The organism is Ensifer sp. R-19 (assembly GCF_049905105.1).
Classification (GTDB): domain Bacteria; phylum Pseudomonadota; class Alphaproteobacteria; order Rhizobiales; family Rhizobiaceae; genus Ensifer.
In genome coordinates, this window is sequence record NZ_CP184569.1 from 1,096,086 (window position 1) to 1,114,545 (window position 18,460).

Below are 18,460 nucleotides of genomic sequence, written 5' to 3' on the forward strand. Positions count from 1 at the left end.
GCAGCGACGAGGCGCGCCTAAGATCTTATCCTCCCAAGACTTGACCGCGAAAGTCGGCAAGAATTTAGTCTTCATGCCTGTTTTGTGAGCCGAAATTAGCCCAAACATTAAGCTGTGTCATCCTGTTTTTTTGCATTTTTGCTACAGTTGGGTAAAATATTCCCGTTGACAACTCCTGTCGTAATCTTGTTACTAGCGTGCTCTTTGACGCAGGCTTTTCCGGTCTTTTCCCCTCAAAATCAGTGGCTCCGATCTTTCCGGCGATGGCCTGAGAGTAGGGTTTTCTTCCGCCTGCGAAGCAGCTATGAACGCAAGGCTCATAAAGGTTCACGTTGGCTTTGCCGGCGATGGATAATGGAGAGCTCGACCCCGAGAAGCAACGGTCGCCCTTGCCAGTCTACCGGCGAAGAAGGCACCCGAGCTCAACGTCATTTCGCCCGAATCCGCCGATAGTGCGACGTTCATCAAGTTCTGGAACCCGTCATGCGCCTGTCCCGCTTTTTCATGCCCATCCTGAAGGAAAATCCTAAGGAAGCGGAAATCGTTTCCCACCGCCTCATGCTCCGTACCGGCATGATCCGGCAGCAGTCCTCGGGCATCTATACCTGGCTGCCACTGGGCAAGCGGGTTCTCGACAAGGTCAATGCGATCATCCGCGAAGAGCAGAACCGCTCAGGCGCAATCGAACTCTTGATGCCGACGCTGCAGTCCGCAGAGCTCTGGCAGGAAAGCGGCCGCTACGACGCCTATGGCAAGGAGATGCTGCGCATCAAGGATCGCCAGGACCGGCCGATGCTTTACGGCCCGACGAACGAGGAAATGATCACGGACGTCTTCCGGTCCTACGTGAAGTCCTATCGTGACCTGCCGCTCAACCTCTACCATATCCAGCTGAAGTTCCGCGACGAGATCCGTCCGCGCTTCGGCACCATGCGTTCGCGCGAGTTCCTGATGAAGGACGCCTATTCCTTCGATCTCGATCGCGAGGGGGCAGAACACGCCTATAACCGCATGTTCGCGGCCTACTTGCGCACGTTTGCGCGCATGGGTCTTCGCGCCATTCCGATGCGTGCCGACACCGGCCCGATCGGCGGTAACCTCAGCCACGAATTCATCATCCTCGCCGACACCGGCGAATCTGAAGTCTACTGCCACAAGGATTTCCTCGGCTTCGATATTCCGGGCGAAGAAACCAACTTCGAGGACGTCGCCGGCCTGAAGGCGATCTTCGACAAGTGGACCTCGCGTTACGCCGCAACATCGGAAATGCACGACGAGGCCGCCTTCAATGCGGTTGCCGAAGGCGACCGCCTGTCGGCCCGCGGCATTGAGGTCGGCCACATCTTCTACTTTGGCACCAAGTATTCCGAAGCCATGGGCGCCAAGGTTCTCGGCCCCGACGGCAAGGAGCATGCCGTGCACATGGGCTCCTACGGCATCGGCCCGACCCGCCTCGTGCCGGCGATCATCGAAGCGTCGCATGACGACAACGGCGTCATCTGGCCGAAGTCGATCTCGCCGTTCGATGGCGTCATCATCAACATGAAAGCGGGCGATGCCGCTTGCGACGGCGCCTGCGAGACGCTCTACTCCGAACTCGGCAAGGCGGGATTCGACACACTGCTCGACGACACGGACGACCGCGCCGGTGCAAAGTTCGCGACTGCGGACCTGATCGGTGTCCCGGTCCAGATCATCGTCGGCCCGCGTTCGATCGCCAACGGCGAAGTCGAGGTCAAGGATCGCAAGACCGGCGAGCGCGAGACCATGACCGTCGAAGCTGCGATCAACAAGCTGATAGCAACGAAGTGAAGAGGCGAGGGAAGGCAGGATGACCGCCGTGACTGAAGATCAGGTGCAGGCCGCAACGCAGCCTGAAAAGTCCTCCAGCCGTCCCTTTTCCGCCTTTGAGCGCATGGTGGCGTGGCGCTACCTGCGTTCCAGGCGCAAGGAAGCCTTCATTTCGGTTATCGCCGGCTTCTCCTTCATCGGCATCATGCTCGGCGTTGCGACGCTAATCATCGTCATGGCCGTGATGAACGGGTTCCGCACCGAGCTCATTTCCCGCATTCTCGGCATCAACGGTCACATGATCGTGCAGCCGATCGACGGGCCACTCAACAACTATGCGGAGCTGGCGACCAAGTTCTCGGGCGTCAAGGGCGTCACCATGGCAATCCCGTTGGTCGAGGGCCAGGTTCTGGCGCAAGGCATCGGCGACAGTTCTACTGGTGCTCTGGTGCGCGGCATCCGCGCCGACGATCTCGGCAAGATGAAGTCGGTCTCCGACCATATCCAGTCCGGCGACATGGTCGGCTTTGCCTCCGGCTCCGGTGTCGCGATCGGCTCCCGCATGGCCGAGCAACTCGGCATTCGCGTCGGCGGAACAATCACGCTGACCTCGCCCAATGGCGACGTGACGCCGCTTGGCATGAATCCGCGCGTCAAGGCTTACACCGTCTCGGCGATCTACGAGATCGGCATGTCGGAATACGACTCGACGATCATCTTCATGCCGCTTGAAGAGGCGCAGCTTTTCTTCAACGCGGAGGGGCTTGCGCAGTCGATCGAGATCTTCGTCGAGCATCCTGATGTCGTCGACGAACTGCGCCAGCCGATCGAGGATGCCGCGGGACGACAGATCTTCATTACCGACTGGCGCGACCGCAACAAGACCTTCTTCTCGGCGCTCGAAGTCGAGCGCAACGTCATGTTCATGATCCTGACGCTGATCGTGCTGGTCGCCGCGCTGAACATCATTTCCGGCCTGATCATGCTGGTGAAGGACAAGGGCAGCGACATCGCGATTCTCAGAACGATGGGCGCGACCTCCGGCTCGGTGATGCGCATCTTCTTCATGACGGGTGCCGCGATCGGCGCGGCGGGAACGGTCGCGGGCGTGGCGCTCGGCGTCGTCGTCTGCCTCAACATCGAATCCATTCGGCAGTTCTTCTCCTGGATCTCTGGAACCACACTTTTCAGCCCAGAGCTCTATTTCCTGAGCCAGCTTCCGGCCGACATGAATGCCGATGAGACCGCGCTCGTCATCGTCATGGCACTTACCCTTTCCTTCCTCGCCACAATCTTCCCGGCCTGGCGTGCTTCGCGCCTCGATCCGGTGCAGGCCCTGCGTTACGAATGACAAGGACATCAACTGAATGAATGCGCGCGTGGCACTGCAGCTTTCCGGCGTCGAGCGACACTACGGGGAAGGCGAAACGTTCCTGTCCATCCTCAAGGGTGCGGATTTTACCCTGAGAAGTGGCGAGACGGTTGCGCTGGTCGCGCCTTCGGGAACCGGCAAGTCGACGCTCCTGCATGTCGCCGGCCTGCTGGAGCGCCCGGATGGCGGCGAAGTGCTGGTCAACGGCGTCTCCTGTGGTGGCCTCAACGACGATCGGCGCACGGCGATCCGCCGCAACGAGATCGGCTTCGTCTACCAGTTTCACCATCTGCTTCCCGAGTTCTCGGCACTTGAGAACATCATGATGCCACAGCTGATCGCCGGCTTGCCCAAGGCTGAGGCCGCCGATAGGGCAAGGGCGCTGCTCGACTACATGCGCATCGGTCACCGTGCCGATCATCGCCCGACGGAGCTCTCCGGCGGCGAGCAGCAGCGCGTCGCGATCGCGCGCGCCGTCGCCAACGCGCCGCTCGTGCTTCTTGCGGACGAGCCGACAGGCAATCTCGATCCGGAAACCGCCGGCTATGTCTTTGAAGCGCTTGAGGCGCTCGCGCGCCAGTCGGGTCTCGCGGCCCTGATCGCCACGCACAATCATGAACTCGCCGGGCTGATGGATCGGCGCGTGACGATCGAGGACGGCAAAGTCGTCGAGATGAACTGATGGCACCGGCCGAGCGGGCGCATTGATCGCCCAGCGCCGTTGCCGCTCACTGTCTTTGGCCAGCGCGGAAGAAACGTCTCACAGTTCACGTCCCACGCCGCCCTGGGCGCGGCGTACGCGTCTTCTGGCGCCGCTTTTAACGCCGGATCAGCCCGCCACGATAGTCGAGTTCGTAAGCTTCCTCGCCATCGACGAAGATGACCTCGCGGCCGGAAAAATGTTCGGTGTCGCCGCGGCTGCTATCGATGTAGTAGCCATGTGCATGCCGAAACTCCATACCGCCGAGGAAGTGCCGCTTCTCACGATACATCGCCTGTAGCGCAGCCTTGATGACCAGACCTGCCTTCTCTCCAGTTATGAGCTCGGGGCGCATAATCCGGCCGAAGTAGTTCATCGCCCAGCGCGGTTCGCCATCCTGCCAGACCGTTTCCTGTCCTGCAAAATCGGTTCCGCCGTAATAGCTGTCGAGATAGCGCCAACTGCCCGTTTCGTAGCCGATGTCATGGGAGCCTTGGCGAGAGGAAGGCCGCGGCACGCCGCCGCCGACATAGGTTTTCGATTTGGCTTCGACGATAAAGTCCTTCAGTTGTTCGAGCGCGGCCATGTGGGTTCCTCATATGTTCTGGCCGAGGATGCCGTGGTCCGTGTTGGTTGTAAAGAACAAATAGAGAACAATCACCTGATTACTGAACGCCGCAAGCCTTCTGGCCGCGATCGTCGTTCCAGTCCTTGAGCAGGACGAGTTCGCCCTTGGTGGCTATGGCCTTGTCGTTGGATTTGCCCTTGCCTGTCAGAACGTTGAGGTCGCACTTCAACGTGTTGTCTAGATCGAGTGTATCGTAGGATGAGTAGGTATAGCCGGCGACCACGAACTCGAAATTGCGGTAGGCGACCGTCAGTTTCTGTTCCCAGCGGTCACGTCCGATGGAATCGTTGTGGCTGGAGATGAGCAAAGAACCGCTCGGCAGCGCCTCGACCCACGGCGCCTGTCCGGCAAAGTCAAAGTCGCCCCAAATCTTGTTCGGGATCGCCGCCTTCAGCTCAAGAGCGCCATTCTCACCGGTCAGATAGAGATAGACACCGTTGTCATCGTCGCTTCCATCTGCGGGGCGCACGATCAGGGCGAGGTCCGCGTCACCGTCCTTGTTCCAGTCGCCGGTCGCCGCGGAGACGATGCGGGCAGGGTCGATCGTTTCGGCCGCGGAGGCGACGGCCGGAACCAGAAACAGCAATGGCAGAATCAGGCGTGCATGCATGTCGGAACGCTCCGCTTGGTTGTTCCTCTTGATATGCGGGCGCGGCGCTTTCCTCAAGCGGCTTCCTGGCAGTTAACCTGCATTCGACTGCCGTGTTAACCATCGTCAACAGAACGTCTGTGCTCGGCTTGACGCGTGAACAAAAATAGAACAAAGTAAAAACATAACGGAAAAGGAGCCATGTTATGACTGATTTTGTTCGTGACCTCGCCGCCTTCGCTTCGATGAGCCTGTTCATCGCAAGCATCTCTTTCATCGCGCTCGGCCTCTGAGGAGCGTCGATATTTCCTCTCAAGCACCTCCCGAAATGCGCCCCCTGGATTGAATAAGGGGGGCGACGTGTCAGGTGAAACTGGACATGTCGGGTGATAAACGGGATATCCTGCCGACCAGACAGGAATCAGGGTGCGAATAATGGCAGACGACGGCAAAGCAGCATCGAGCGAGGCGCTTGGTTCGGACCCGCAGTTTGTGCATCTGCGCGTCCACTCGGCCTTCTCCCTGCTCGAAGGTGCGCTGCCGCTGAAGAAGGTCATCGGCAAGGCGGTTGCCGATAATCAGCCGGCGATCGGGATCGCCGACACCAACAATCTCTTTGCCGCGCTCGAGTTTTCGCAGAAAGCAGCCGACGACGGACTGCAACCGATTACCGGCTGCCAGCTTTCCATCGACATGGAAGACGAGGCGGATGGCGAACGGCGCGGCCACGCGCAACATCTCGCGAAGCTGCCCGCGATCGTCCTGATCGCCGCGACCGATGATGGTTACACCCGGCTCGTGGATCTGGTGAGCCGTGCCTATCTCAGCGGCGAGGGCAGCCAGGCGACTCGGATCACGCGCTCCTGGCTTGCCGAAAACGGTACGGACGGATTGATCGCGCTGACCGGTGCGTCGGGCGGTCCGGTGGACCTGGCCCTGAAGGCGGGCTCGACGGCACTGGCCGAAGCGCGTCTCGAGGCGCTGCATGATCTCTTCGGCGACCGGCTCTATATCGAGCTGCAGCGGCACGGCGGATTTGACCGCCGCCATGAGAGCCGGATTATCGACCTTGCATACAAGTTCGACATTCCGCTGGTTGCCACCAACGAAGCCTTCTTTCCGTCACCGTCCGACTATGACGCCCATGACGCCCTGATGGCGGTCGCGCACAACGCGATGGTTTCGGACGACAGCCGCTTCCGCCTGACGCCGGACCACTACCTCAAGAGCCGCAAGGAGATGGCTGCGCTTTTTGCCGATCTGCCGGAGGCGCTGGAAAACACTGTCGAGATCGCACGGCGCTGCTCTTTCATGCTGAAGACCCGCGGACCGATCCTGCCGCGCTTTACCGGCGCCACCGCAGATCCGGAAGAGGCGGAGCGCGCCGAGGCGGACGAACTGCGCCGCCAGGCGGAGGAGGGGCTCGAAGAGCGTCTCGCCAGGCTCGGCATGGCGCCCGGCTATAGCGAAGAGGAGTATCGCGAGCGCCTGGCCTTCGAACTCGGCGTTATCGAGCGCATGAAGTTCCCCGGCTACTTCCTGATCGTTGCCGACTTCATCAAATGGGCGAAGCAGCACGATATTCCCGTTGGGCCGGGCCGTGGTTCGGGTGCAGGGTCGCTCGTTGCCTATGCGCTGACGATTACCGACGTCGATCCGATGCGCTTCTCGCTGCTGTTCGAGCGCTTCCTCAATCCCGAGCGCGTCTCGATGCCCGACTTCGACATCGACTTCTGCCAGGACCGGCGCGAAGAGGTGATCCGCTACGTGCAGCGCAAGTATGGTCGCGAGCAGGTGGCGCAGATCATCACCTTCGGTTCGCTGCAGGCGCGTGCCGCACTGCGCGACGTCGGCCGCGTGCTCGAAATGCCCTATGGCCAGGTCGACAAGATCTGCAAGCTGGTGCCGAACAACCCGGCCAATCCGACGCCGCTCTCCAAGGCGATCGAGGAAGAGCCACGCCTGCAGGAGGAAGCCGAGAAGGAGCCAGTCGTCGCGCGGCTTCTCGACATCGCCCAGAAGATCGAAGGCCTCTATCGCCACGCCTCGACCCACGCCGCCGGTATCGTGATCGGCGACCGTCCGCTGTCTCAGCTCGTGCCGATGTATCGCGATCCGCGCTCCGACATGCCGGTCACCCAGTTCAACATGAAATGGGTGGAGCAGGCGGGCCTCGTCAAGTTCGACTTCCTCGGCCTGAAGACCCTGACCGTATTGAAGGTCGCGGTCGATTTCGTGAAGCAGCGCGGCATCGAGGTTGATCTGGCGAGCATCCCGCTCGACGACCCGAAGACCTATGAGATGCTGTCGCGCGGCGAAACGGTTGGCGTGTTCCAGGTGGAAAGCGCCGGCATGCGCAAGGCGCTGATCGGCATGCGGCCCGACTGCATCGAGGATATCATCGCGCTGGTGGCGCTCTATCGCCCGGGCCCGATGGAGAACATTCCGGTCTACAATGCCCGCAAGCATGGCGAGGAAGAAGTCGAGTCGATCCATCCGAAGATCGATCATCTGCTCAAGGAAACGCAGGGCGTTATCGTCTACCAGGAGCAGGTGATGCAGATCGCCCAGGTGCTCTCGGGCTACTCGCTCGGCGAGGCCGATCTTCTGCGCCGCGCCATGGGTAAGAAGATCAAGGAGGAGATGGACAAGCAGCGCGCCCGCTTCGTCGACGGCGCGGTGAAGAACGAGGTGTCGAAGCCGCAGGCGGACCTGATCTTCGACCTGCTCGCCAAGTTCGCCAACTACGGCTTCAACAAGTCGCACGCAGCGGCCTACGCCATCGTCTCCTACCAGACCGCCTATATGAAGGCGCACTATCCGGTGGAGTTCCTGGCGGCGTCGATGACGCTCGACATGTCCAACACGGAAAAGGTCAACGACTTCCGTCAGGACGCAAAGCGCCTGGGCATCGAGGTGATTGCACCGTCGGTGCAGTCTTCATTCCGACATTTCCAGACGGGCGAAAACCGCATCTATTATTCGCTTGCCGCAATCAAGGGCGTGGGCGAATCCGCGGTTGAGCATATCGTCGAAGTGCGCGGCGACCGGACCTTCGTGAGCCTTGAGGATTTCTGCCTCAGGATCGACCCCAAGCTTCTCAACCGTCGCGTCTTCGAAAGCCTGATCGCTGCCGGTGCGTTCGAATGCTTCGGCTATGACCGTGCGGAACTGGTCGGCGGGCTCGACCGCATCCTCGGCTTCGCCCAGCGTGCGCAGGAGAACAAGACGAGCGGCCAGAGCGACATGTTCGGGGCAGGGGCGGCAACCGGGCCGGAGCGTATCGCGCTCCCGACCTACACGCCCTGGCTCGCTTCGGAGAAGCTGCATCGCGAATTCCAGGTGCTGGGTTTCTACCTCTCCGCCCACCCGCTCGACACCTACAATGCGCTGCTCGCCAAGATGCGCGTGCAGACCTTCGGCGATTTCGCCGGCGCGGTGAAGAAGGGGGCAACCGCCGGCCGGCTTGCCGGCACAGTGACCTCGAAGCAGGAGCGCAAGACGCGCACCGGCAACAAGATGGGAATCGTCGCCTTCTCGGATTCTTCGGGCCAATTCGAGGCCGTGCTGTTCTCCGAAATGCTGCACCAGTATCGCGACCTCTTGGAGCCGGGCAAATCGCTGGTCATGACCGTTGCCGCCGAGGAGCGGCCGGAAGGCATCGGGCTGCGCATCCAGACCCTGCGCTCGCTCGAGGAAGAATCGCTGCAACTGCAGAAGGCGCTGCGCGTCTATGTGCGCGATTCCGGCCCACTGAAATCGATCGCCTCGCACCTCAACACCAGGGGCGACGGTCTCGTCTCCTTCGTCGTCATCAAGGACAACGGTCAGCGCGAGATCGAGGTGGAACTGAGCGAGAAGTTCCGGATCTCGCCCGAGATCGCTGCGGCGCTGCGCTCGGCGCCGGGCGTGGTCGACGTCGAGTTGGTTTGATCGGCAGGTTTCTCCGTTTCGTTCGAAGCGAAGAAATCACACCGATCACCTTGAGGGTGGGCAGCTGGGACAGAAAGCGCACATTGTGCTTTCCTGCGGTTCCCCGGGATCAGTCACCCGGACGCGATCGGGTGACGGTGATGAAATCGGTTCCCTGGCCGGTCTCCAGCCCGCTTTCCGTGTCGGCGATCGAGAGCGAAGAGCCCTCGGCCAGCAGTCCTTCAACCCGCTTGCGAACGTCGTCGGATATCGTCATTCGCGCCAGCGTGCGCTGTATGCCGTTATAAGCGAAGGGGTCCGCCTCAATGGAAATGCCGAGCCGCTTCTTCATCGAGGCGGGCAGGTGGTTTTCAAGCGAAACGCCGAACCATTTGCCTTCGGCGCCTTCTTCTTCATTGTGCCGGAACTGGAGGAAATGCGTCCCAAGGGCCTCTTCCGGTTTGTCGATGGTGAGGCCGGCTTCGAAAAGCGGCTTGAAACCTTGCCGCACGAGGATCTTGCCGTTCTGCGGCGGCGTTCGGCCGGCCTTACGCAGGAGCTTGTCGGTCAGTTCCGGCGTCAGCTTGCCATCGCTCTCGAGACCTTCGCCCGTCTGGAAGGCGCGGAGCGCCGCAGTGGTTGCCGTGCCCGCATGGCCGTCGATCGAGCCGGGCGCGTATCCGAGGAATTCCAACGAGGTTTGAACCTCGCGCATGGTGTCGCGCGCGTCGCTGCGCGTGATCAGGATGCGGATCGGTTCTTCCATGGATCTGGAGGTGCCGGCACCGCCGGTCGGCTCTCTCATCGCCACTTCCACCGGCGTATCTCCGGCCTGGCTGATCGCCGGTCTGAGCGGAACATCGGAAAGCGGCGGCTGGATATTTACCGGAACCGGACGGAAGAGGAGGGCGCTTTTAACCTCTGCGGGCGATATCTGCCGGTCCGAGATCAGCACATGCACGCCGCGCTCGGTCATCTTGTAGAGCGACGCGGCGAAAGCGCTTGGCAGGCGCACACATCCGTGTGAGGCGGGGTAGTCGGGCACGTGGTTGGAGCCGTGCAGCGCAATGCCCGACCAGGTGAGCCGCTGCATGAACGGCATCGGCGCATTCGAATAGATGTTCGACTTATGATGGCGCCGCTTTTCGAGGATAGAGAAGATTCCGGTCGGCGTCGCATGGCCGGCCTTGCCGGTCGACACCGGTGACGTCGCAATCACGGCATCGCCGTCATAGACCACGAGCGATTGCTGGTCTTTCGAGACAATGATTTGCAGCGGCCCGCGACTGCCTGCAAAGCCGGTGGCCGGCGACAAAAGCAGAGCGACGAAGCTGGCGGTGAGAGCGAAACGCGATACCATACACTCAACCCAACACGTGACTTGGCGAACGAGCCTAGCCGGCAATCTTTAAGGAATTCATCCAGTCCGTGTGTCGGCCACATCAAGGTTGCGTGATCGCCGCACGTTTACGTTCAGTGATCGCGTTTCCGGGTACCGAAGGTATAGCCGGTCTCGACGCTCTCCTTGCCGAACTTGTCGCGCAGCTTGTTCATGGCGTCTTCGGCCGCTGCCCGGCGGGTTGCCGCCGGATCGACAAGGTCCGGAGGGTCGGCCAGATCTGGGGCGGATAGATCGCTGACGCCAATCCCGATCAGGCGATACTTCGTGCCATCCGCCTCTTTCTCCAAAAGCTGAAGCCCGGTGCGGAAAATGCGGTCGGCAAGCCGGGTGGGGCTGTCGAGCCGCCGGTTGCGGGTGCGAAGCTTGAAGTCGGTGGTTTTGAGCTTCAGAACGACGGTCTGACCCGCGAGTTCGGACTTTCGCAGCCGGTGGGCCACCTGCTCGCTCAGGCGCCTAAGGTGCGTGACCAGGTCGTCGTAGCGTGCGATGTCGTCATTGAACGTCGTCTCCGCGGAAACGCTCTTCGCCTCGCCGTCGATTTCGACCGCCCTCTCGTCGAGCCCGCGCGACAGCCGATAGAGCCGCTGCCCCATGGTGCCATAACGGCGCATGAGGTCGGCTTCCTCCATGGTCTGCAATTGCCCGATCGTGCGCACGCCATCGCGTTCCAGGATGGCGGCGAAGGCCTTGCCGACGCCCCAGATCAGAGTGACCGGCTTTTCCCTCAGGAACTCCAGCGCCTCGGCCTGACCGATGACGGAAAAGCCGCGCGGCTTTTGCAGATCGGAAGCCACCTTGGCGAGGAACTTGCAGTAGGAGAGGCCAACCGAAACGGTGATGCCGATCTCCTGCTCGACACGGCGGGCGAAGCGCGCGAGGGTGCGGGCCGGCGGATCGTGATGCAGTCGCTCGGTGCCTCTGAGCTCAAGAAATGCTTCGTCGATCGACAGTGGCTGCACCAGCGGCGTCAACTCCTGCATCAGCGTCCGCACCTCGCGGCCGACGCGCGCATATTTCTCCATGTTGGGTTTGATGACCACGGCCTGCGGGCAGGCCTCCAGCGCCTTGAACATCGGCATTGCCGAGCGCACGCCGTGAATGCGGGCGATGTAGCAAGCCGTGGACACCACGCCGCGCTTGCCGCCGCCAATGATCACCGGCTTGTCGGCAAGCTCCGGATCGTCGCGTTTCTCGATCGACGCGTAGAACGCGTCGCAATCGATATGCGCCAAGGTGAGATCGTAGAGCTCGCTATGGCGCAGCAGGCGCGGACTGCCGCAGGCCGTGCAGCGCCGCGCGCTAGCGGCCTGTTCCTTGAGGCAGTCGCGGCAGAAGCCTGGAGATTGAGCAGCGCTGTCGGGCATATCAGGAACAAATATTGAACATCGCGACCTTACGCTCTACGCTAGTGAGTCTCAAGGGAGGCTCTGTTGGAAATCACACTCCAGTTCTCACCTGTCACGGCGGATAGTTGGGCGGATTTCGAGCAGCTTTTTGGGCCGAACGGTGCCTATGGCGGTTGCTGGTGCACCGCGTTGCGCCTGCCGCATTCCGTTCGAACGGCGATGCCGGCAAGGGAGCGCAGGGCCTTTATCAAGGCTCGTATCGATACCGCGCCGTCGCCCGGTATCCTCGGCTATTTCGAGGGAACGCCGGTGGCCTGGGTTCAGATTGGTCCGCGCCAGGATGTTCCGCAGTTCAATTCGCCGCGCACGGTCGCGCGACCGCTGGAGGACCGCGAGGCGACCGATCCGACGATCTGGGCGCTGAGCTGTCTGTTAATGCAGTCGAAGCTACGCGGCAGGGGCTTGAGCCATCAACTCGTGCGCGCCGCGATCGACCACGCCAGGGCGGGCGGCGCACGTTATCTCGATGCTTGTCCGATCGATCGTGCCAAACAGTCCAAGTCAGTCGCCCTTTGGGTCGGCGCGACGACGGTCTTCGAGGCTGCGGGATTCGATGTCGTGGCGCGCCGCAAGGATGGTAGACCGCTGATGCGCTTGGATTTGCACTGATGGGAACCGGCGCTGAACTAACCCTCGAAATGCGCGCGGATGGTGGCCGCCGCTTCCGGCCAGTCGGCCACAGCGCGGATGCCGGCGTCCGGCTTTGGGGCAAGGGCGCGAAACTCCGCGTTAACCATCAGGTTGATCAGCAGGCAGGACGGCGTGTGATGCTGGACCGACTGCAGGTTGCGAAGAATATCATCCACGAAGACCAGCGGAACCGGGCGTCCGCCGTGCAAATTTTGGACGATCGGTCCCTTCGGTTCCTCGGAGGCAAGCAGCGGATAGGGAAGGCCAAGCCGGTCGAGCAAGGCACGGCGGACCGCCGCGTGATGCGGCGGCATCGCCGTCAGGAAAACGATGTCCGCTTCTTTCGACAGAGCAGCCAAAGTCTCGACGACCTGTGCAGCCGGCGTCTGCCAGCGATCCTGCGTCCCGTAGAAGGAATTAAGCAGGGCTTTGACCTCCGCCTCCGCCAGCGGTTGTTCGTTCGCGCGATCGATGATGTTGCCGGTCAGGCGGAACGATCGGGGCAGCAGCACGTGGCCGCAGCTATCGAGAAAGGCTTTGAAGGGATTGATGAATTCGAGCACGACTTCATCGACGTCACTGACGATCAGCGGGCGCTCTCGAAGCTGAATGCGGTCGCTCGTGGACGTGCCTGGCACGCTCAATCCTCAAAACCCGAATGGTCAGAAAGCGCCGCATGGGCGCGCACGACATCTTCCGGTGCCGTGCCGGTTGCCTGGCAGAATGCCATCAGCGTCGGCTCGTGGTCCATGAGAAAGGCGATGAGACCGCCCATGAAGCCGGGTTCGGCAATGGCATTGCGCAACGCCGTTGGATCGGTGCCCGTCAGTGCCAGGAAACGGGACAGAAGCTCAGGCTCGCCCGCGAGCCAGGCAAGGATGTCGATGGCGATTTCGTCAGCGCTCTTCAATGCTTCGTCCCCGTATGGTTTTTACGTGCGGAGTTACCTATTTTTCAACCAAATAGGCCTATCTCTGAAGTTGAGGAAATGGGTCGAGTCGTCGGCTCTGCAAGTTAAATGTCCTGAGGAGACTTGCAAGACGATGATGGACAGCAAGGGATCGACATGCCCAAACAGGTAATGATTGTTGAAGACAACGAGCTGAACATGAAACTGTTCCGCGACCTGATTGAGGCTTCCGGCTACGCGACGATCCAGACGCGCAACGGCATGGAGGCGCTCGAGCTCGCGCGCAAGCACCGGCCCGATCTCATTCTCATGGACATCCAGTTGCCGGAAGTATCCGGTCTGGAAGTGACGAAATGGCTGAAGGAAGATGACGAGCTTCACGTCATTCCGGTCATTGCGGTCACCGCATTTGCGATGAAGGGCGACGAGGAACGGATCCGCCAGGGTGGATGCGAAGCCTATGTTTCCAAGCCGATTTCCGTACCGAAGTTCATAGAAACGATCAAAACCTACCTGGGCGATGCCTGAGCGGCGGGAAAATTGATATGACTGCGCGTATTCTTGTCGTTGATGATGTTCCGGCCAATGTGAAGTTGCTCGAAGCCCGGCTGCTCGCCGAGTATTTCGATGTACTGACGGCCAATGACGGCTATTCGGCGCTGGCGCTTTGCGAGAAGACGCCCATCGATCTCGTGCTTCTCGACGTTATGATGCCCGGCCTCGATGGCTTCGAGGTCTGCGAACGTCTGAAGGCCAATCCGCGCACGGCGCATATTCCCGTCGTCATGGTGACGGCGCTCGACCAGCCGTCGGATCGCGTGCGCGGCCTGAAGGCCGGCGCCGACGACTTCCTGACCAAGCCCGTCAACGATCTCCAGCTAATGTCGCGCGTGAAGAGCCTGGTGCGGTTGAAGAATGTCAGCGATGAATTGCGCCTGCGCGCCCAGACGGCGCAGACCATCGGCCTCGAAGACGTCGGCGGTGCGGATCGTCCGGACGAGCCGGGCAATGTTCTGCTCGTCGATGGCCGTGGCTCGTCACAGGAGCGGCTGCAACGCGCCCTCAAGCCGATCGCCGATGTTTCGGTGATTTCCGATCCGCAGGCGGCGCTCTTCGAAGCGGCCGAGAACAACTTCGACCTGGTCATCGTCAATGCGAATTTCGACGACTACGATCCCCTGCGGCTGTGTTCGCAGTTGCGCTCGCTGGAGCGGACGCGCTTCATCCCGATCCTCTTGATCGCGGAGCAGGGCAGCGACGAGATGGTGGTGCGTGCGCTCGATCTCGGCGTGACCGATTATCTGATGCGGCCGGTTGATCCCAATGAACTGATTGCCCGCTCCATGACCCAGATCCGGCGCAAGCATTGCAATGACAGGCTGCGCTCGAGCGTGCAGCAGACCATCGAACTTGCCGTCACCGATGGCCTGACAGGCTTGCACAACCGCCGCTATTTCGACACCCACCTGAAACTGTTGATGGACCGGGCTGCGGCGCGCGGCCGGCCGCTCTCCATCTGCATGACCGACATTGACCGTTTCAAACAGGTCAATGATACCTACGGCCATGATGCCGGCGACGAAGTGCTTCGGGAGTTCGCCAACCGCATTCGCACCACCGTGCGCGGTGCCGATCTTGCCTGCCGTTTCGGCGGAGAGGAATTCGTCGTCGTGATGCCGGATACGTCGGCTGAAATGGCGGCGGGCGTCGCCGAGCGCTTGCGCACGATTATCGAAAGCCTGCCGTTCCCGGTTCCGCAGGCGGATGGCGTTTTGAAGGTAACGGCGTCGATGGGAATAGCGACGCTCAGGCCGGGTGCTGACACGGCCGAGGCTCTGTTGAAGCGCGCGGATACGGCGCTCTACCAAGCCAAGCACGAGGGCCGCAACCGAGTGGTGGCGGCGGCCGCCTGAGCGTTTGGCCGTCCAATCCGGGCGCTCCGCGACCCAGTGATTTTCTTGGGTCACCTCTTGCGGGTTGCATTTAAAGTTGTATTCTCGCCACAGCCGATGCTACCGGGGAGATTGGGTAGCCGCGGCGCCCATGCGTGTGCCTGTCTCAGTCTGATACAAAATTAACCATGCGCTTAGCGGCACCGCTTCGCGCATTAAGAATTCGTTGATTTTTTTCCATTTTCAGGTGATGCTGATGAACAAGTAGGCATCGCCTACCAACATTTTACTTACCCCATGATGCTCAGGTCCGCCGCATCTCCTGGGTCGTGGGGTCGGTCGGTTGGCTTTTGACTTCTGCGGAATCCTCGTGCCGCAGTCAGACGCCAGCCGACCCCCTTTTCCGAAGCGCCGTCCCATCTTGGGGCGGCGTTTTTGCTTTCTCGGCACCGGGCGAGGGGGCGCCGTGTCGGCATGTCTTTCAAGCATCCTTTGACCTGTCACCGAAGCCAGCGGTGCCTTGCGCGCCGTTTCCCGGACGTCCAAAAGGAAAGGGCGCCTGACCTTGCGGTCGGCGCCCTAAATTCCCGAGAAACGGTCGATCTTACTTGATCTTGGTTTCCTTGAACTCAACGTGCTTCTTGACGACCGGGTCGTACTTGGTCTTGGTCATCTTTTCCGTCATCGTACGGCTGTTCTTGGTCGTGACGTAGAAGAAACCCGTGTCGGCTGTCGAAAGCAGCTTGATCTTGATGGTGGTGGCTTTTGCCATGGTCGTCCTGCCTTTGTAACAATGAAAGCCGTGGACAACCGGTTGCGGGCCACGGGCAAGGTTGGCGCGAAACTACAAATCGCGGCCGAAAAGTCAAGGCCGTTTTGGCTTCAAAACGATCCTGACCACCGAAAGCGCGACATAGAGGCCGAAAAAGCCGGCGATCGCCCAGGCAAAGCCATTGTTGCCGGTGGCATCCATTGAAGCACCGATGGCCTGCGGCCCCGCAACCGTGCCGACGGCATAGGAGAACACGAAAGCGGCGTTGGCGGCGGCAAGATCGGCGCCCTGCAGCCGCGAGCCAAGGTGGCTGAGACCGACCGTGTAGAGCCCGGAGACGCAGCCGCCCCAGAACAGCAATACGATCGCCATCAGGAACCAGCTTTCGACCAGAAGCGGCAGGAACAGCGCGCCAACAAGGCCGATAACAGTCATGGCCGAGAGCAGGGTTCGCCGGTCTTTGACGCGGTCGGACAACATGCCGACCGGGATCTGGAAGATGAAATTTCCGACCCCCATGACAGTCAGCAGGAGGGCCGCCTGCGATTCGCTGAAACCGGCTCTCGTGCCGAAGATGAGGAACAGCGAAAGACCGCCTGATTCGACCGCGCCGAAGATGAACACGGCGGCGGTTGCGGTGGGCACGAGGAAGACGTAGCGCAGGAAATGCCGCTCCGGCTTCTCGTCTATGACGGGGCTTTCGTCGCGTGCGAGGAAGATCGGCACCGAGGCAAGCAGGATGACGCCGGCGCCAACCATGAAAGGCAGGATGCCTTCACTGCCGAGGATTGAAAACAACAGCGGCCCGGTCAGGAAGCCCAGCGACAGGAACGTGCCATAGATGCCGAGCACGAAGCCGCGCTTTGCCGGCGGCGCCGTGGCGTTGATCCAGAACTCGGAGAGAATGAAGAGGACGGTGATCGCCCCATGGAAAACGATCCGCAGCGGGAACCAGAGCCAGAAGTTGGTAATGTAGTAAAAGCCGAACGAACTCGTTGCTGCGATCAGGACGGCCCACAGCATTGTCGGCGCGACGCCGTGTCTATGAGCGAACTTGGTCGTGAACGGGGCGGCAACCATCGATGCCACGCCAGCCATGGCGGAGTTCAAGCCGATCAGCGTCGAGGAGATTCCGCGCTTCTCCATGATGATCGACAGGAGCGGCAGACCGAGACCAATTGCAATGCCGACCGCACTGATCGCTGCAACGGCGGCGATCAGCGACCGCCAGTGAATTTCCTCAACCGGTGCAACTGTACCGGGCGACGGCTGTGACATGCGACGAGGGTCCTTAGAGCAACGTGCGGACGAGGCGCCCACGGCGCGCGGCATAAAGTGGCACCTCTCGTTCGCAGGGGAGCGACGGATCGGTGTCGAGACTGCTTCTGAGGTCAGCAAGTATGATGGCGGTGATGTCGGGTATCCGTAGAGACGGAGAATCGTTCACATCGATCCACTGCAAATCCTGAAGCTCCCGGCTGTCCAGGAAGCGTGTCGGATCGATTTTGGCCTCGTCCGCAAACAATGCGAAGAAGCGCGTATCGAACCGCCGCGCGTGGCCCGGAGGGGTAATGGCCCGAGCCATATAGCGCAACTTTGCAAGATCGGGAAGAAATGGAACCGGCGCTGTGGCAGAGGGAGCCGGTTGCCCGACGGCGATGCCGGCCTCTTCGTAAAGTTCGCGCAGTGCGGCAAGGGCGAGCGCGCGTGCGCGTGCATCCGTCAGCTCGCGCGTGCCGGCCGCCTTCAGCGCATGCAGGACGGAAGGGTGCAGGTCGGAGCCGAAGCCGATGCGGTGATCGCCGGCATCGCGCCGCCCACCGGGGAAGACATAGAGATCCGGCATGAAGACATGGGCGCTGTGCCGTTTGCCCATCAGGACGCGCACGCGTCCCCCTTGGCGGTCAAGCAGCATGACGGAGGCCGCATCGCGTGGCCTGACGGCTGCGGAACGTTGGCGTTCGACCTCGCCGCCCAGGCCCCGCGCAGACGTCATGCCCTGTCGTCTCGCGGCGGCAGGACATCTTCCGGTGCGTCTTCGTGGCCGCCGAAACCGTGCATCCTGAGCGCCCATTGCAAGCCGATGACGGCACCCTTGATCGGCTGCAGCAGCGCCAACGAACTGATCACGGTGATCGGTGCCCAGATTGCCAGATGCTGCCACGTTGTCAGCGGCAGGATGAGATCGGTCATCATGTAGCCCGCAAGCACGACGTGGCCGACGATCGTCACGACGATATAGGGCGGGAAGTCATCGGCGCGGTGATGGTCCATGCGTTCGCCGCAGGCGGCGCAGGCATCGACGGACTTGACGTAGCTGCGAAACAGCTTGCCGCTGCCACAGGCCGGGCAACGGCCGAGAAAGCCGCGCTTCATCGAAAGGCCAACGGAGCGCTTGTCGCTTTCGCTACCGCCCAGTTGAAGTGTTTCGCCTGCCGCTGCTTTCATGCCTAATC

At 61.2% G+C, this 18,460-nt stretch carries 17 protein-coding genes; 7 read left to right on the top strand and 10 right to left on the bottom strand.

What is annotated here, in order from left to right:
* Positions 1–483: 483 nt before the first annotated feature.
* The 3 genes from proS to ACN9MO_RS05360 are packed head-to-tail and all read left to right on the top strand — an operon-like array spanning position 484 to position 3,845.
* The gene (proS, locus tag ACN9MO_RS05350) at positions 484–1,812 is read left to right on the top strand and encodes a proline--tRNA ligase (RefSeq protein ID WP_112995495.1); all 1,329 of its coding nucleotides are present in this window, start codon (positions 484–486) and stop codon (positions 1,810–1,812) included.
* A gap of 19 nt (positions 1,813–1,831) precedes the next feature.
* The gene (locus ACN9MO_RS05355; RefSeq protein ID WP_057252301.1) at positions 1,832–3,142 is read left to right on the top strand and encodes a lipoprotein-releasing ABC transporter permease subunit; all 1,311 of its coding nucleotides are present in this window, start codon (positions 1,832–1,834) and stop codon (positions 3,140–3,142) included.
* 16 nt (positions 3,143–3,158) lie between these two features.
* Complete coding sequence (locus tag ACN9MO_RS05360; protein ID WP_057252300.1) at positions 3,159–3,845, top strand: ABC transporter ATP-binding protein; 687 nt, start codon at positions 3,159–3,161, stop codon at positions 3,843–3,845.
* 136 nt (positions 3,846–3,981) lie between these two features.
* Here the strand turns inward: ACN9MO_RS05360 and ACN9MO_RS05365 are convergent, their stop codons facing one another.
* Together ACN9MO_RS05365 and ACN9MO_RS05370 are read right to left on the bottom strand one after the other, a co-directional pair.
* Positions 3,982–4,449 (bottom strand): DUF5680 domain-containing protein, encoded by a 468-nt coding sequence (locus ACN9MO_RS05365; RefSeq protein WP_112995494.1) that lies wholly within the window; start codon positions 4,447–4,449, stop codon positions 3,982–3,984.
* Between the two features lie 79 nt (positions 4,450–4,528).
* Entirely contained in the window at positions 4,529–5,101 is a 573-nt protein-coding gene (locus ACN9MO_RS05370; RefSeq protein ID WP_057252297.1) for an FG-GAP repeat protein, read from the bottom strand.
* A gap of 414 nt (positions 5,102–5,515) precedes the next feature.
* On the opposite strand from ACN9MO_RS05370, the gene dnaE reads away from it, so the two are divergent.
* Positions 5,516–9,013, top strand: a complete 3,498-nt coding sequence (gene dnaE, locus ACN9MO_RS05375) for a DNA polymerase III subunit alpha (RefSeq protein ID WP_112995493.1) — start codon at positions 5,516–5,518, stop codon at positions 9,011–9,013.
* Between the two features lie 109 nt (positions 9,014–9,122).
* Here dnaE and ACN9MO_RS05380 read toward each other — a convergent pair whose 3' ends face one another.
* Both ACN9MO_RS05380 and ACN9MO_RS05385 read right to left on the bottom strand, forming a co-directional pair.
* Positions 9,123–10,352, bottom strand: coding sequence for a L,D-transpeptidase family protein (locus ACN9MO_RS05380; protein WP_112995492.1), 1,230 nt, complete (start codon positions 10,350–10,352; stop codon positions 9,123–9,125).
* A gap of 113 nt (positions 10,353–10,465) precedes the next feature.
* On the bottom strand, positions 10,466–11,758 hold the full coding sequence (locus tag ACN9MO_RS05385; protein ID WP_112995491.1) for a DNA polymerase IV: 1,293 nt from the start codon (positions 11,756–11,758) through the stop codon (positions 10,466–10,468).
* A 66-nt stretch (positions 11,759–11,824) separates the two neighbouring features.
* Here ACN9MO_RS05385 and ACN9MO_RS05390 point away from each other — a divergent pair, with 66 nt between their 5' ends.
* A complete protein-coding gene (locus tag ACN9MO_RS05390; protein ID WP_113132764.1) occupies positions 11,825–12,409 on the top strand; it encodes a GNAT family N-acetyltransferase in 585 nt (194 codons plus the stop codon).
* A gap of 17 nt (positions 12,410–12,426) precedes the next feature.
* Here the strand turns inward: ACN9MO_RS05390 and ACN9MO_RS05395 are convergent, their stop codons facing one another.
* Complete coding sequence (locus ACN9MO_RS05395; RefSeq protein ID WP_112995490.1) at positions 12,427–13,068, bottom strand: hypothetical protein; 642 nt, start codon at positions 13,066–13,068, stop codon at positions 12,427–12,429.
* A 2-nt stretch (positions 13,069–13,070) separates the two neighbouring features.
* Positions 13,071–13,340, bottom strand: a complete 270-nt coding sequence (locus ACN9MO_RS05400) for a DUF3572 domain-containing protein (RefSeq protein ID WP_058329343.1) — start codon at positions 13,338–13,340, stop codon at positions 13,071–13,073.
* 156 nt (positions 13,341–13,496) lie between these two features.
* Here ACN9MO_RS05400 and ACN9MO_RS05405 point away from each other — a divergent pair, with 156 nt between their 5' ends.
* Positions 13,497–13,868, top strand: a complete 372-nt coding sequence (locus ACN9MO_RS05405; protein WP_003537642.1) for a response regulator — start codon at positions 13,497–13,499, stop codon at positions 13,866–13,868.
* Positions 13,869–13,885: 17 nt separating this feature from the next.
* Positions 13,886–15,253 (top strand): PleD family two-component system response regulator, encoded by a 1,368-nt coding sequence (locus ACN9MO_RS05410; protein WP_112995489.1) that lies wholly within the window; start codon positions 13,886–13,888, stop codon positions 15,251–15,253.
* A 583-nt stretch (positions 15,254–15,836) separates the two neighbouring features.
* On the opposite strand, the gene rpmG is transcribed toward ACN9MO_RS05410, so the two are convergent.
* The 4 genes from rpmG to ACN9MO_RS05430 all read right to left on the bottom strand — a co-directional run bounded on the left by rpmG (position 15,837) and on the right by ACN9MO_RS05430 (position 18,452).
* Positions 15,837–16,004, bottom strand: a complete 168-nt coding sequence (gene rpmG / locus ACN9MO_RS05415) for a 50S ribosomal protein L33 (protein WP_034795357.1) — start codon at positions 16,002–16,004, stop codon at positions 15,837–15,839.
* A 93-nt stretch (positions 16,005–16,097) separates the two neighbouring features.
* A complete protein-coding gene (locus ACN9MO_RS05420) occupies positions 16,098–17,282 on the bottom strand; it encodes an MFS transporter (RefSeq protein WP_093232267.1) in 1,185 nt (394 codons plus the stop codon).
* A gap of 13 nt (positions 17,283–17,295) precedes the next feature.
* Positions 17,296–18,000, bottom strand: coding sequence for an NUDIX hydrolase (locus ACN9MO_RS05425; RefSeq protein WP_057252288.1), 705 nt, complete (start codon positions 17,998–18,000; stop codon positions 17,296–17,298).
* Positions 17,997–18,452 (bottom strand): DUF983 domain-containing protein, encoded by a 456-nt coding sequence (locus tag ACN9MO_RS05430; protein ID WP_057252287.1) that lies wholly within the window; start codon positions 18,450–18,452, stop codon positions 17,997–17,999. The genes ACN9MO_RS05425 and ACN9MO_RS05430 overlap by 4 nt, the downstream gene beginning before the upstream one ends.
* Positions 18,453–18,460: the final 8 nt, after the last annotated feature.